The 13512-nt window shown below is 61.8% G+C and carries 14 protein-coding genes; 7 read left to right on the top strand and 7 right to left on the bottom strand.

The window, feature by feature from the left end; genetic code table 11:
• Nucleotides 1-48: 48 nt before the first annotated feature.
• Nucleotides 49-339, bottom strand: coding sequence for a putative quinol monooxygenase (locus GYH29_RS15845; protein ID WP_019104322.1), 291 nt, complete (start codon nt 337-339; stop codon nt 49-51).
• A 385-nt stretch (nt 340-724) separates the two neighbouring features.
• Nucleotides 725-2509, bottom strand: a complete 1785-nt coding sequence (locus GYH29_RS15840; protein ID WP_161524108.1) for an acyl-CoA dehydrogenase C-terminal domain-containing protein — start codon at nt 2507-2509, stop codon at nt 725-727.
• Nucleotides 2510-2705: 196 nt separating this feature from the next.
• On the opposite strand from GYH29_RS15840, the gene GYH29_RS15835 reads away from it, so the two are divergent.
• Genes GYH29_RS15835 through GYH29_RS15825 form a run of 3 tightly spaced genes read left to right on the top strand, consistent with a single transcriptional unit; the run spans nt 2706 to nt 4128 of the window.
• Nucleotides 2706-3257, top strand: coding sequence for a DUF2062 domain-containing protein (locus tag GYH29_RS15835; protein ID WP_161524107.1), 552 nt, complete (start codon nt 2706-2708; stop codon nt 3255-3257).
• A 9-nt stretch (nt 3258-3266) separates the two neighbouring features.
• The gene (locus tag GYH29_RS15830) at nt 3267-3824 is read left to right on the top strand and encodes an NUDIX domain-containing protein (protein WP_161524106.1); all 558 of its coding nucleotides are present in this window, start codon (nt 3267-3269) and stop codon (nt 3822-3824) included.
• Nucleotides 3811-4128 carry a PilZ domain-containing protein gene (locus GYH29_RS15825; RefSeq protein ID WP_081545720.1) on the top strand — a complete coding sequence of 106 codons (318 nt, stop codon included), beginning with the start codon at nt 3811-3813 and terminating at the stop codon, nt 4126-4128. The genes GYH29_RS15830 and GYH29_RS15825 overlap by 14 nt, the downstream gene beginning before the upstream one ends.
• A gap of 32 nt (nt 4129-4160) precedes the next feature.
• Here the strand turns inward: GYH29_RS15825 and GYH29_RS15820 are convergent, their stop codons facing one another.
• Nucleotides 4161-4331 carry a hypothetical protein gene (locus GYH29_RS15820; protein ID WP_161524105.1) on the bottom strand — a complete coding sequence of 57 codons (171 nt, stop codon included), beginning with the start codon at nt 4329-4331 and terminating at the stop codon, nt 4161-4163.
• A 196-nt stretch (nt 4332-4527) separates the two neighbouring features.
• On the opposite strand from GYH29_RS15820, the gene GYH29_RS15815 reads away from it, so the two are divergent.
• From GYH29_RS15815 to folE, 4 genes are all read left to right on the top strand, one after another.
• Nucleotides 4528-6456: a PrkA family serine protein kinase gene (locus tag GYH29_RS15815; protein ID WP_019100828.1), complete on the top strand. Its 1929-nt coding sequence runs from the start codon at nt 4528-4530 to the stop codon at nt 6454-6456.
• Nucleotides 6457-6605: 149 nt separating this feature from the next.
• Nucleotides 6606-7889, top strand: a complete 1284-nt coding sequence (locus GYH29_RS15810; protein ID WP_019100827.1) for a YeaH/YhbH family protein — start codon at nt 6606-6608, stop codon at nt 7887-7889.
• Between the two features lie 168 nt (nt 7890-8057).
• A complete protein-coding gene (locus GYH29_RS15805; RefSeq protein ID WP_043590234.1) occupies nt 8058-9572 on the top strand; it encodes a SpoVR family protein in 1515 nt (504 codons plus the stop codon).
• 223 nt (nt 9573-9795) lie between these two features.
• Entirely contained in the window at nt 9796-10434 is a 639-nt protein-coding gene (gene folE / locus GYH29_RS15800) for a GTP cyclohydrolase I FolE (protein ID WP_043590232.1), read from the top strand.
• A 23-nt stretch (nt 10435-10457) separates the two neighbouring features.
• Here folE and GYH29_RS15795 read toward each other — a convergent pair whose 3' ends face one another.
• From GYH29_RS15795 to GYH29_RS15780, 4 genes are read right to left on the bottom strand one after another with little or no spacing between them, the layout of a single operon-like run.
• Nucleotides 10458-11231: an ABC transporter ATP-binding protein gene (locus GYH29_RS15795; RefSeq protein ID WP_161524104.1), complete on the bottom strand. Its 774-nt coding sequence runs from the start codon at nt 11229-11231 to the stop codon at nt 10458-10460.
• Entirely contained in the window at nt 11224-12198 is a 975-nt protein-coding gene (locus tag GYH29_RS15790) for a FecCD family ABC transporter permease (protein ID WP_052051944.1), read from the bottom strand. Before GYH29_RS15790 ends, GYH29_RS15795 begins: the two co-directional genes overlap by 8 nt.
• Nucleotides 12199-12233: 35 nt before the next feature.
• Nucleotides 12234-13046 (bottom strand): 4-hydroxy-tetrahydrodipicolinate reductase, encoded by an 813-nt coding sequence (gene dapB, locus GYH29_RS15785; RefSeq protein WP_043590230.1) that lies wholly within the window; start codon nt 13044-13046, stop codon nt 12234-12236.
• Nucleotides 13043-13426: an outer membrane protein assembly factor BamE gene (locus GYH29_RS15780; protein WP_019101531.1), complete on the bottom strand. Its 384-nt coding sequence runs from the start codon at nt 13424-13426 to the stop codon at nt 13043-13045. The genes dapB and GYH29_RS15780 overlap by 4 nt, the downstream gene beginning before the upstream one ends.
• Nucleotides 13427-13512 lie beyond the last annotated feature (86 nt).

Raw genomic sequence — 13512 nt, 5'->3', positions numbered from 1 at the left:
GGTCATGAAAAAACGGCCCTTCGGGGCCGTTTGGTTTTGTGCTGTGTGTCAGCGCGCGAGTTCGGAGTAGTGATGCTCATCATACTGACCATCCAGATAGTCGTTGACGCGGTCGTTGAAGGCGATCCAGTGCGGTGTTTTCTGGTGTTCGGCCAGGCGCTCCTTGCTGTCCCACAGTTCGATCAGCGCGTAGCGCAGCGGCTCGCCGGCTTGCTGCCAGAGCTGATAGTAGTTGCAGCCGGCCTCCTTATTGGATTCCCGTACCATGGTGTTGAGCAGGGTGAGGAAGTCTTGTTGGCTTTCGGCTTTGACGTTGAAGAAGACGTTCAGGGTAATCATGAGGGGGCCTCTGGTATTGGGGTGAATGAATGCGAAGGTTCCGCTGCCATTGGCGCGGTGTATCCATGGCGGCCATTCTACGAAGCCCTATTGTTCGTTAAAAGTGAAATATAATTAGCTTTGTATTCGTTTTTTGTGAATCAATATCGTGATGGCTCAAAGCCCGGCCGGGTGAGGGGCGGGCAGAGGTAAAAGAAAAACGGCCCCGAGGGGCCGTTTTCGTTTCACTATCGTAAGTGGCTTAGAGCCTGTTCAAAGTCTCGCGAGCAAGGGCGAGACAAGGCGAAAACGAGCGAAAAAGCGGAATGTACTCGTGGTACATGAGCATTTTGAGCTCGTTTTCAACGCCGTATCGCTGAAGCGCAGCAGACATTGAGCAGGTTCTTTAGAACGCGAAATGCTCGTCCTGCAACTCCATCAAGGGCTTGGCGCCGGCCTTGAGCTTGGCCAGTAGGCTGTGCACTTCCGGGAACAGCTTAGTCATATAGAAGCGGCCGGTCAGGATCTTGGCCTGGTAGAAGCCGTCTTCGCCGCCGCCCAGCTTGGAATGAGCCACTTCCGCCATTTGCGCCCACAGCCAAGCGTAGCTGAGGTGGCCGATCAGGCGCAGGTAGTCGGTGGCGGCCGCACCGGCTTCGTCGCGGTTCTGCATGCCGGCCATGCCGATGCCCATGGTCACTTCGCCCACGTCTTTCAGCAGCTTGGACAGCGGGGCCACGTAGTCGGCCAGTTTGTCGTTGCCTTCATTGGCCTGGCAGAACTTGTGGATTTGCTTGGTGAACTTGCGCAGCTTCTGGCCTTGATCCATCAGCACTTTGCGGCCCAAGAGGTCGATGGCCTGGATGCCGTTGGTGCCTTCGTAGATCTGGGAGATGCGGCAATCGCGCACCAGTTGTTCCATGCCCCATTCGCGGATGTAGCCGTGGCCGCCGAACACTTGCATGCCCAGGTTGGCGGCTTCGTAGCCGTTGTCGGTCATGAAGGCCTTGGCCACCGGGGTGAGCAGGGCCACGAGGTCGGCGGCGTCCTGGCGGGCGTCGGCGTCCGGGTGTTTGTCTTCAATGTCCAGTTGCAGCGCCAGCAGGGTGGTCAGCGCGCGGCCGGCTTCGGTGTAGGCTTTCTGGGTCAGCAGCATGCGGCGCACGTCCGGGTGGACGATGATGGGGTCCGCCGGCTTGTCCGGGCATTTGTCGCCGGTCAGCGAGCGCATTTGCAGGCGTTCGCGCGCATAGGCCAGCGCGCCCTGGAAGGAGGCTTCGCCTATGCCCAGGCCTTGCATGCCGCAGCCCAGGCGGGCGGCGTTCATCATGGTGAACATGCAGGACAGGCCTTTGTTGACTTCGCCAATCAAATAGCCCTTGGCGCCGTCCAGGTTGATCACCGCGGTGGCGTTGGCCTTGATGCCCATCTTGTGTTCCAGGCTGCCGCAGGCCACGGCGTTGCGGCTGCCGTCGTCATGGAATTTGGGCACGATGAACAGGGAGATGCCCTTCACGTCCTTGGGCGAGTCCGGCAGGCGGGCCAGCACCAGGTGGATGATGTTGTCGGACAGGTCGTGTTCGCCGGCGGAGATGAAGATCTTGGTGCCGGTAATGCTGTAGCTGCCGTCGCCGTTGGGTTCGGCGCGGGATTTGAGCAGGCCCAGGTCGGTGCCGCAGTGCGGTTCGGTCAGGCACATGGTGCCGGTCCAGCTGCCGTCCACCAGTTTGGGCAGGTAGGTCGCTTTTTGCGCTTCGGTTCCGTGGGCATGAATGGCAGAATACGCGCCGTGGGACAGGCCGGGGTACATGGACCAGGCCACGTTGCTGGAGCACTGCATTTCCATGATGGGGAAGCTCAGCGCCTTGGGCATGCCCTGGCCGCCGTAGGCCGGGTCGCAGTCCAGCGTGGGGAAGCCCAGTTCACAGTATTGCTGGTAGGCTTCCTTGAAGCCCGGCGGGGTGGTGACGGATTTGGTGGAGCTGTCGTAATGACAGCCTTCTTCGTCGCCCTGGCGGTTCAGGGGCGCCAGTTCGCTTTCACAGAACTGGGCGGCGGCCTCCAGATAGGAGCGGAAAATGTCCTGGGTGGCTTCTTCGTAGCCGGGCAGGGTGGGGATGATGTCCTGTACCTTGATCAGCTCGTGGAGCACGAAATCGAAATCCCGCAGCGGGGCTTGGTATGCAGGCATGGGTCTCTCCTGTTGGTTTTGCGCGGCCTGGACAATTCGGCCAGGTCTGTCGTGTTTGGATGCGCCCTGCGCTTGGGCGAACAATTCAAACGCTTGTTTAAATTATCGACGTGGCTTTGACAAGCTTTTCGCGTTTTCCCCGCTGCCGAGTGTGGTTTAACGGCAACGAGTGCGCACAAGGATCAAAACATTCCAGATGACTTGGTTTAGACGCAAGGTACGCAAATGGGTTGCCTATCGGCACCATTGGTTCCAGAAGCCCGGCTTGCGCCGGCTGGCGCCCTATCTGGACCGGCCGGCGTATTGGTCGCTGAACCGGCGCAAGGTGGCGATGGGAGTGGCGGTGGGTTTGTTCGCCGGACTGATGCCCGGCCCCACGCAAAAGGTGACGGCGGTGACGCTGGCGCTGCTGATGCGGGTGAACCTGCCGGTGGCGGTGTTGTTCACGCTGTACACTAACCCTTTGACCGTATTGCCGCTGTATTTTCTGGCTTATGCTTATGGCAAGCTTTTACTGGGCAATCCGGCTGCGGGTACAATGACGCCGCCGCCCAATTGGGACCGGATGAGCTTGCCGGATTGGTGGCACGCCTGCCTGAATTGGCTGGCGGAGCTGGGCTGGCCCTTGCTGGTGGGATTGCCGGCGCTGGGCCTGACCTTTGCCGTGATCGGCTACGCGTTGACGCGGCTGCTGTGGCGCTGGGCGGTGATCAGCGCCTGGAAAAGCAGGCATTGCAGAACACTTTAAGGGGTCATTGTGGATCTGGTTGAAAAGCAGTTGTCGTCGGAGCTGGTGTATCAGGGCGGTTTTCTCAAGGTTCATAAAGACGAGGTGGCGCTGCCGGACGGCGCGGCGTCCACGCGCGAATACATTCTGCACCCCGGCGCGGTGGCGGTGCTGGCGCTGACGCCGGACGGCAAGCTGGTGCTGGAGCGCCAGTACCGTTATCCGACCGGCCGCGAGTTCGTGGAGATTCCCGCCGGCAAGATAGACCCGGACGAGGACCCGGCGGCCACGGCAAGGCGGGAGCTGCTGGAGGAAACCGGCTACGCGGCGGAGCGCTGGACGTATCTGGGCACCGCTTATCCGTGCATTGGCTATTCCAACGAGCGCATCAGTTATTACCTGGCGGAGGGGCTGAGCCAGCAGGGCAGCCGGCTGGACGAGGGCGAATTCCTGGAAGTGCTGACGGTGCCTGTGGCGCAGGCGATGGAGATGACGCTGAGCGGGGAGATCTGCGATAGCAAGTCCATCGTGGGCCTGCACTGGTTGGCGGCGCATCAGGCCGGGAGGATGCCGGGTGTCGCCGTTTGATCCTTACCGGGATCGACGGCGCGGGCGCCGCATCAGCATGGGCTGCAAGGCCCGCATCCGTTCTTTGATCAGCGGCGAAACCCATTACGGCGAGTGCGTGGATCTGTCGGTGGACGGCATGGCGCTGCGCTCGTCCTTTGTGCCGCAGTTTGGCGAGCGTTTGTCCGTGATTGTGCTGGCGCCGGGCGTGGGCGGCATGCCGGGCAAGCCGCTGGAGGCGGTGGTGGAGGTGAAGCGCTGCAACGAGGTGCAGCGCGGCCGCATCTATGAAATCGGCGTGCGCATCGTGCAGCGCAAAGGCTGATCGCCGCCGTCCGCGCCGACGCGGCGCATTCTTTATTTTCCCTTCTCTTTTATTCGTCCGGCGGTTTGGTCTAAATCTTCTGATTGCCGCTCAGGAAACGTTTGATTATCAAAGCCTTTTTTTTGAGCTGATTTCCGTTTACTCCCGCTTACACGCCGCTCGTCTCCCGTTACAAAAAAAAGCTGGCGGAATTCACCATCCATTTCAAATACTTGTATTGAATCTGGCTCACGATCTCATATTTTGTGTGCAGGCGCGGTTTTGCCCTGCCAAGCTGTGCGTTATGCTATACCCAGAAAAAGAAAGCCGGAAACAATGTGAATACTCTAATTCAGCAAGGGGAGCAGCGGATGCCGCGTGCATGTCGTTTGCGCCTCTGCTACCTGCCAGGAGAGAGCCATGCACCCGGATATCTTCAGTCACTACGCTGCTCGTTACGACAAGACTCGTGAGGAGGAGTACACCATCCAGGAGTACCTGGAGCTCTGCAAGAAAGACCCCGGCGCTTACGCCACCGCCGCAGAGCGCATGCTGGCCGCCATTGGCGAGCCGGAGCTGGTGGACACTCGACATGATTCGCGTCTGTCCCGCATTTTTTCCAACAAAGTCATCAAGGTCTATCCCGCGTTCCGTGATTTCTACGGCACCGAGGAGGTGATCGAACAGGTGGTGTCCTACTTCCGCCACGCCGCGCAAGGCCTGGAAGAGAAGAAGCAGATCCTCTATTTGCTGGGCCCGGTGGGCGGCGGTAAATCGTCCATCGCCGAGAAGCTGAAAGAGCTGATGGAGCTGGTGCCGTTCTATTGCCTGAAAGGCAGCCCGGTCAACGAGTCTCCGCTGGCGCTGTTCAACTACGACGAGGACGGGGCGCTGCTGGAAGAGGAATACGGCATTCCGCGCCGTTATCTGAAGAGCATTCCCAGTCCGTGGGCGGTGAAGCGGCTGCATGAGTTCAACGGCGATATCGGCCAGTTCCGCGTGGTCAAACGCTATCCGTCGGTGCTCAAGCAGATCGCGGTGGCCAAGACCGAGCCGGGCGACGAGAACAACCAGGACATCTCGTCTCTGGTGGGCAAGGTGGATATCCGCAAGCTGGAGAAATACGCGCAGGACGATCCGGACGCTTACAGCTACTCCGGCGGCTTGTGCCTGGCCAACCAGGGTTTGTTGGAATTCGTGGAGATGTTCAAGGCGCCGATCAAGGTCTTGCACCCGCTGTTGACGGCCACCCAGGAAGGCAACTTCAAGGGCACCGAGGGCTTTGGCGCGATTCCGTTTGAAGGCGTGATCCTGGCTCACTCCAACGAGTCGGAGTGGAAGCAGTTCCGCAACAACAAGAACAACGAGGCCTTCCTCGACCGGATCTACATCGTCAAGGTGCCGTATTGCCTGCGCGTGTCGGACGAGATCAAGATCTACGACAAGCTGATCCGCAACTCTTCGCTGGGCCGCGCGCCGTGCGCGCCGGGCACGCTGAAGATGATGTCGCAGTTTGCGGTGCTGTCGCGGCTGAAAGAGCCGGAAAACTCCAGCCTGTTCAGCAAGATGCAGGTGTACGACGGGGACAACCTGAAAGACACGGATCCCAAGGCCAAATCCATCCAGGAATACCGCGATTACGCCGGGGTGGACGAGGGCATGAGCGGCTTGTCCACGCGCTTCGCCTACAAGATTCTGTCCAAGGTGTTCAACTTCGATCACAGCGAAGTGGCCGCCAACCCGGTCCATCTCTTGTACGTGATCGAGCAGCAGGTTGAGCGCGAGCAGTTCCCGGCGGAAACGGAGCAGAAGTATCTGACTTTCCTGAAGGAGTACCTGGCGCCCAAGTATGTGGAGTTCATCGGCAAGGAGATTCAAACCGCTTACCTGGAAAGCTACTCCGAGTACGGCCAGAACATCTTCGACCGCTACGTCAGCTTCGCGGACTTCTGGATTCAGGATCAGGAGTATCGCGATCAGGACACCGGCGAGATCTTCGACCGCACTTCCTTGAACGCGGAGCTGGAGAAAATCGAGAAGCCGGCCGGGATTTCCAACCCGAAAGACTTCCGCAACGAGATCGTCAACTTCGTGTTGCGGGCGCGGGCCAACAACGGCGGCAAGAACCCCACCTGGACCAGCTACGAGAAGCTGCGCACGGTCATAGAGAAGAAGATGTTCTCCAACACCGAGGAGCTGTTGCCGGTGATCTCCTTCAACGCCAAGGCCAGCGCCGAGGATGCGAAGAAGCACGAGGACTTCGTCAACCGCATGGTGGAAAAAGGCTACACCGCCAAGCAAGTGCGGCTGTTGTGCGAATGGTATCTGCGAGTGCGCAAGTCCTCGTAAGCCATCGCTGATCCGGCGCCGCTCAGGCGGCGCCGGCAATCGCCCCAGCGGCCGCTGTCGCCGCCGGGCGGTGAATAATATAACAACAGCAAGCCAGGCGATGGCCGCCAGCGCGCGGCCGCCGCCGGCACAGGCAAAGCGAGGTGCTTATGTCCCACATCATCGATCGGCGCCTCAACGGCAAGAACAAGTCCGCGGTTAACCGCGAACGGTTTCTGCGCCGTTTCAAGGCCCAAATCAAGGAAGCCGTCGCCAAGGCGGTCAAGGGGCGCAGCATTACCGACATCGAGAGCGGGGAGAAGGTCTCGATTCCGGTAAAGGATATTTCCGAACCCGTTTTCCACCACGGCAAGGGCGGCATGACGGAAAACGTGCATCCCGGCAATGAGGAGTTCGTCAAAGGCGACCGCTTGCCGCGGCCGCAAGGCGGCGGGGGAGGAGGCGGCAGCAAGGCCAGCCAGGACGGCGAGGGCGAGGACGACTTTGTGTTCCAGCTGTCGCGCGAAGAGTTCATGAACGTGTTCTTCGACGACTTGGCGCTGCCCAATCTGATCAAGACCCAGCTGATGGGCATCGAGGAGATGAAGACGGTGCGCGCCGGCTACACCAACGACGGCACGCCGGCCAACATCAACATCGTGCGTTCGCTGCGCGGCGCGCTGGCGCGGCGGGTGGCGATGGCCGCGCCGACGATGGCCACGCTGGGCGACGCGGAGGAGGAACTCGACACCCTGATGGAGGATGACGAGGACAACACCCTGGAAATCCGCGAAAAACGGCAGAGCATCCACCGGCTGCGCGAGCGCATCGCCAGCATTCCGTGGATAGACCCGTTCGACCTGCGCTACAACAACCGGGTCAAGCAGCCCAAGCCCACCAGTCAGGCGGTGATGTTCTGCATCATGGACGTGTCCGGCTCCATGGACGAGCAGAAGAAGGACATGGCCAAGCGCTTCTTCATCCTGTTGTACCTGTTCCTGCAGCGCAATTACGAGAAGATCGAGGTGGTGTTCATCCGCCACCACACCAGCGCGGTGGAGGTGAGCGAGGAGGATTTCTTTCACTCGCGCGAATCCGGCGGCACCGTGGTGTCCTCGGCGCTCAACCTGATGGCGGAGATCGTCAAGAAGCGCTACGCCGGCAGCGAATGGAATATCTACGCCGCCCAGGCGTCCGACGGCGACAACTGGGACAGCGATTCCGCCAACTGCGGCCGCATCATGGAGGAGGACCTGCTGCCTTACTGCCAGTACTTCGCCTACATCGAGATCACCGAAGGAGAGCCGCAAAACCTCTGGTACGAATACTTGAAGGTGCAGGAACGCAACCGCCAGTTCGCGATGCAGAAAATTCGTTCGGCTTCCGACATCTACCCGGTTTTCCGGGAACTGTTCAAGCGCCAGCCGGCCAATGGCCGCGCCGCCACCGCTTGAGAATGTGTTTATGATCTCGCGAGCTAAGGCGAGACAAGGCGAAAACGAGCGAAAAAGCGGAATGTACAGGTGGTACATGAGCATTTTGAGCTTGGTTTCAACGCCGTATCGCCGACGCGCAGCAGATCGTAAACAGGTTCTTAGCGGTCTTGCCAAGGGGACAGCAACATGACACCCATTTCTACCGGGTCCGAATGGACCTTCGACCTTGTCGACGAGTACGACCGGCAGATACGCGCCATCGCGGTGGATGAATTCAAGCTGGATGTCTATCCAAATCAGCTGGAAGTCATCACCGCCGAGCAGATGATGGACGCCTACGCCTCGGTGGGCATGCCGGTTAATTACCATCACTGGAGCTACGGCAAGCATTTCGTCGCCACCGAGAAAAGCTATAAGCGCGGCCAGATGGGCCTGGCCTACGAGATCGTGATCAACTCCAACCCCTGCATCGCCTATCTGATGGAAGAAAACTCCATGACGATGCAGGCGCTGGTGATCGCCCACGCCGCTTACGGCCACAACAGCTTCTTCAAAGGCAACTACCTGTTCCGCGCCTGGACCGACGCCTCGGCCATCATCGACTACCTGGTGTTCGCCAAGAGCTACATCACCAAGTGCGAGGAGCGCTACGGCATCGACGCGGTGGAGGAGTTGCTGGACAGCTGCCACGCGCTAATGAATTACGGCGTGGACCGCTACAAGCGGCCGCAGAAGCTGTCGCTGGCCAAGGAGCAGGCGCGCCAGGAAGAGCGCGAGCAATACCTGCAAATGCAGGTTAACGACCTGTGGCGCACCATTCCCAAGCGCGACAAGGACGGCAGCGACAAGTCGCCGCCGCGCTTTCCGCCGGAGCCGCAGGAAAACCTGCTCTACTTCATTGAAAAATCCGCGCCGCTGCTAGAGCCCTGGCAGCGCGAGGTGGTGCGCATCGTGCGCAAGGTGGCGCAGTATTTCTACCCGCAGCGTCAGACTCAGGTGATGAACGAGGGCTGGGCCACGTTCTGGCACTACACCATCCTCAATCGTCTGTACGACAAAGGCATGGTCACCGATGGTTTCATGATGGAGTTTTTGCAGAGCCACACCAATGTGGTGTATCAGCCGCCGGTGACGGCGCGTTGGTACAACGGCATCAATCCGTATGCGCTGGGCTTTTCCATGTACCAGGACATCAAGCGCATCTGTGAAGCCCCCACCGATGAAGACCGCGCCTGGTTTCCAGACCTGGCCGGCACGCCGTGGCGCGAGTCCCTGGAGTTCGCGATGAAGAACTTCAAGGACGAGAGCTTCATTTCGCAGTATCTGTCGCCCAAGCTGATTCGCGATTTCCGCCTGTTCTCCATCCGCGACGACGACCACGACGACAAGCTGGAAGTGTCCGCCATTCATGACGATATGGGCTACCGCGACATTCGCGGCAAGCTGGCCGAGCAGTACAACCTGGGTTCGCGCGAGCCCAATATCCAGGTGTGGTCGGTCAATGTGCGCGGCGACCGCAGCCTGGTGCTGCGTCACACCATGCACAACAGGCGCCCGCTGGACGACAACAGCGCCAACGAAGTGCTCAAGCACGTGTGCCGGCTGTGGGGCTTCGACGTGAGGCTGGAGAGCGTGGACGGGAATGGCGATGTCAAGCAGAGCTATGAGATGAAATCCAATCTGGAAGGCGCGCGCGTGTAACGGCGGCGGCCTGTGATATAGTCGCAAACCCGGGGCTGGCGTCGTCGCCCCGGGTTTTTCATGCCGCCGGCGGATGCAACTTTCCCTCCGGGCTGCTCTCGAATTCCTATTTCGATTGAAGCCGCCGCCCAAGAGCCGGCTCAAATTTGCGAGCCGGTTTTCGTTGCGCTATGCGCAGCCGGCGCGCAGCGGACGTTGAATCAGCGGTCACAAGGGAGACGATATGGACCATGAGCATTGCGATCATCCTGCGCCGGAGCGCGAACCCAAAGTGGGCGTGGAGCGGTTGCGGCCGTTCGACAAGGAGGCGTTTGAGCGCGCGGTGACCGATTTGCTGACCGCGTGCGGCTTTCAGCCGCAAGGCGATCCGCACCTGGGCAAGACCGCGGAGCGGGTCAGCGCGTTCTGGCGGGACCGCCTGCTGGACGGCTACGCCGCTGATCCCAGCGAGGTGTTGGGCTGCGGCTTTGAAGACAACTCCCGCGAGATGGTCATTATCAGCAATATCTCCATCCACAGCCTGTGTCCGCATCACTTGGTGCCGTTCGAGGGCATAGCCCACGTGGCCTACATTCCGGGCGGGCGGCTGCACGGTTTCGGCCGCATCGCGCGCTTGATCGACGTGATCTCGCACCGTTTGAATTACCAGGAATGGATTTGCCAGGAGGTGGCGGACGCATTGGTGCGGCACGGCATGGCCAAGGGCGCGGCCTGCGTGATCCAGGCCAAGCAGATGTGCTTGCAGCTGGGGGAAAACCGGCGCGGCGCGGAGGCGGTGATCACTCAGGGCTTTGCCGGAGAAGTGAGCGAGGCCGACCGTGCGCGTTTTCTCAGCGAGTGCAAGCAGACGCCGCATCGCTGAATTCAGCTGCTAGCGAATCGGTTTTAATGGGAGTGGGGCAGCGGCACGAAGGCGCGCAAGGCGTGCTCCCGGCTGCTCAACTCCGCCAGCCGCACGCCGTAAACCGCTTCCAGTTTTTCCCGCCGCATGATCTCCGCCGTGGGCCCGAAGCCTGCGGCGCGCCCTTCGTTCAACAGCAGCACATTGTCGGCGTGGCGCAGCGCCAGGTTCAGATCGTGCACTACCGCCAGCGCGCCGATATTCAGTTCGCGGCAGATGCGGGCCACTTGCGCCAGCAGCGCGTCCGCCATCGCGAAGTCCAGCGCGGCGGTGGGTTCGTCCAGCAGGAGATAGCGTTCCGCATCCGCAGAAGCCAACAGCTGGCACAGCGCCCGCGCCAAGTGGGCGCGTTGCTGTTCGCCGCCGGACAGCGTGCGCGCCTGGCGTTGCGCCAGGTCCTCGGTACAGCTCAGTTCCATCGCCCGGCGGCAGGCGTCGGCGGCATCGCCTAGCAGGTAGGCGCCGGACTGAATCAGCTCCAGCGTGCTCCAGCCCGCCGGCGTCAACGGGTTTTGCTCCACCACCGCGCGTTGGCGCGCCAGTTCCGCGGCGGATTGGCCGCGCAGCCGCCGCCCGGCCATCCACACCTCGCCGGCGCTGGGGGCGTGCAAGCCGGCCAGCATGCCCAGCAAGCTGCTTTTGCCGGCCCCGTTGGGGCCTAGCACTATATTGAGTTCGCCCGGCACCACGCGCAGGGAAACCGACTCCACCAACAGGCGGCCCTGGCGGGAGAGGCTGACGGCGCGCGCTTCAAGCATGGCTGTCCTTCTCCGCGCTTTGCCGCAGCAGCCACAGGAAGAACGGCGCGCCTATCAGGCTGGTGATCACGCCCACCGGCAGCTCGCTGGGCGCCAGCAGGCTGCGCGCCAGCCAGTCCGAGGCGATGGCCAGCAGCGCGCCCAGCATGGGCGCTATCCAGAGCAACCGGCGCGCGTTGCCGCCCACCAATTGGCGAGCCAGGTGAGGGCCCATCAGGCCGATGAAGCCTATCATGCCGCAGGCGGACACCACCAAGCCGGCGGCCAGGGCGGCGAGAACCACCACTTGCCATTCGCGGCGGCGGACTTCAAAGCCCAAGTGAAAGGCGGCGGTTTCGCCCAATTGCAGCGCGTTGAGAAAGCGCCATTGCCGGTGCAGCGCCAGCCAGACCAGCGGCGCGGTCGCGCACAGCAAGAGGGTTTGCGGCCAGTCCACGCTGGCGAAGCTGCCCATCAGCCAGAAAATCACCACGCGCAAGGAGCCGTCGGGCAGGGTGGTGATCAACAAGGTCAGCAGGCTGCCCAGCAAGGAACTGATGGCCAGGCCGCTGAGGATCAGCCGGCTGCCGCCTTGTTGAGTCTGGCCCAGCATGCGGATCAGCAATAAGGAAGACAGGCCGCCGACAAAGGCGGACGCGGACACCGCGTAGAGGCCGGCGCCCAGGCTCAGCGCCGCGGCGGCGGCCAGCGCCGCGCCGCTGTTGATGCCGATCAGGCCGGGCTCGGCCAGCGGATTGCGGAAACGCGCTTGCACCGCCGCGCCGGCGCTGGCTAGCAAAGCGCCCGCGCTGGCGCTGGCCAGCAGGCGCGGCAGGCGCAATTCCAGCAGCAGCTGCCATTCCAGTTCCGGCGGAGGATGGCCGGCCAGCAAAAGGGACGCGTCCATGCCGCTGCCGTGCAGCAGTGAAACCAAGGAGAGCAGGATCAGGCCGACGGAGAGGCCCAGGGTCAGCGGAAGGAGGCGCATGGGAAGGGGGCGGGGAGCGGGCTCCCCGACGGCGCTCAGCGCAGGCCCAGCACGTCCTGCATATCGAACAGGCCGTGCGGTTTGTCGGCCAGCCAGCGTGCGGCGCGCACCGCGCCGTTGGCGAAGGTGGCGCGGCTGGAAGCCTTGTGGCTGATTTCGACGCGCTCGCCGATGGCGGCGAACAAGGCGGTGTGGTCGCCGACCACGTCGCCGCCGCGCACGGTGGCGAAGCCTATGGTTTGCGGGTCGCGTTCGCCGGTCACGCCTTCGCGGCCGTAGACGGCGCACTCGTTCAAATCGCGGCCCAGCGCGTCGGCGATCACCTCGCCCATGCGCAGGGCGGTGCCGGACGGCGCGTCCACTTTATGGCGGTGGTGGGCTTCGATGATTTCGATGTCGTAGCCATCGTTCAGCACCCGCGCCGCCATGTCCAGCAGCTTGAAGGTGAGGTTGACGCCCACGCTGAAATTAGCGGCGAATACAATACCGATCTTGTCGCCGGCGGCGCGGATCGCCGCCTTGCCGGCCTCGTCGAAGCCGGTGGTGCCGATGATCATCCGCACGCCGCGCTCGGCGCAGGCCGCCAGGTGTTCCAGCGTGCCTTCCGGTCGGGTGAAGTCGATGACGGCGTCGGCCCCTTCCAGCGCCTGGAGGAAGTCGCCGCTGATCTTGACGCCGGTGTGCCGGCCGATGAACAGGCCGGCGTCCTGGCCGATGAACTCCGAACCGGGGCGGTCCACCGCGGCGTGCAGCGCCACGCCCGGCGCGGCCAGCGTCGCTTCTATCAGGGTCTTGCCCATGCGGCCGCCTGCGCCGACGATCACCAGTTTCAGCGGGTTGGCGCTCATGGCTTGGCTTCCTGGGCGGGAGCGGAGGCGGTCAGCGGCGGGCGTTCGGCCGGCTGCGCCTGGCCTTCCACGCGCTCCAGCACGTCGCCGTTGAAGTAGACGGTCAGCAGGCGGTTGCTGCTTTTGTCCAGCTTGCCCTGCTTGATGTCGCTATAGGTGTAGTCCCAGCGGTTGGCGTGAAACGCGTCGGCCAGTAGCGGAGAACCCAACAGGAAACGCACCTGCGAGCGGGTCATGCCCGGTTTAAGTTTGGCTACGGCATCCTCTGTGACATAATTGCCCTGCTGGATTTCCATCTTGTGCGGGCTGAGCCAGTTCAGGGGGTTCATCGAACTGCAGCCGGAGAGGGCAATGACGGCGGCAAAAATCAGGGCGCGCATGATACTCCGTGACCGAAAAGTTATGAGGCGGTAATTAGGCAAAGCCGTGAAAAGGCTTTATCATGATCTGAAATCGACCCACTTTA

The organism is Chromobacterium haemolyticum, from assembly GCF_009936155.1.
Classification (GTDB): Bacteria; Pseudomonadota; Gammaproteobacteria; order Burkholderiales; family Chromobacteriaceae; genus Chromobacterium; species Chromobacterium haemolyticum.
This window is presented reverse-complemented; position numbering and strand designations above follow the sequence as displayed.

Coding starts and splice junctions, on each gene's coding strand:
- GYH29_RS15780 (WP_019101531.1), bottom strand. CDS start 13,426: ATGCGCGCCCTGATTTTTGCCGCCGTCATTGCCCTCTCCGGCTGCAGT.
- GYH29_RS15840 (WP_161524108.1), bottom strand. CDS start 2,509: ATGCCTGCATACCAAGCCCCGCTGCGGGATTTCGATTTCGTGCTCCAC.
- GYH29_RS15805 (WP_043590234.1), top strand. CDS start 8,058: ATGACACCCATTTCTACCGGGTCCGAATGGACCTTCGACCTTGTCGAC.
- GYH29_RS15835 (WP_161524107.1), top strand. CDS start 2,706: ATGACTTGGTTTAGACGCAAGGTACGCAAATGGGTTGCCTATCGGCAC.
- dapB (WP_043590230.1), bottom strand. CDS start 13,046: ATGAGCGCCAACCCGCTGAAACTGGTGATCGTCGGCGCAGGCGGCCGC.
- GYH29_RS15795 (WP_161524104.1), bottom strand. CDS start 11,231: ATGCTTGAAGCGCGCGCCGTCAGCCTCTCCCGCCAGGGCCGCCTGTTG.
- GYH29_RS15845 (WP_019104322.1), bottom strand. CDS start 339: ATGATTACCCTGAACGTCTTCTTCAACGTCAAAGCCGAAAGCCAACAA.
- GYH29_RS15790 (WP_052051944.1), bottom strand. CDS start 12,198: ATGCGCCTCCTTCCGCTGACCCTGGGCCTCTCCGTCGGCCTGATCCTG.
- GYH29_RS15815 (WP_019100828.1), top strand. CDS start 4,528: ATGCACCCGGATATCTTCAGTCACTACGCTGCTCGTTACGACAAGACT.
- folE (WP_043590232.1), top strand. CDS start 9,796: ATGGACCATGAGCATTGCGATCATCCTGCGCCGGAGCGCGAACCCAAA.
- GYH29_RS15810 (WP_019100827.1), top strand. CDS start 6,606: ATGTCCCACATCATCGATCGGCGCCTCAACGGCAAGAACAAGTCCGCG.
- GYH29_RS15820 (WP_161524105.1), bottom strand. CDS start 4,331: ATGGATGGTGAATTCCGCCAGCTTTTTTTTGTAACGGGAGACGAGCGG.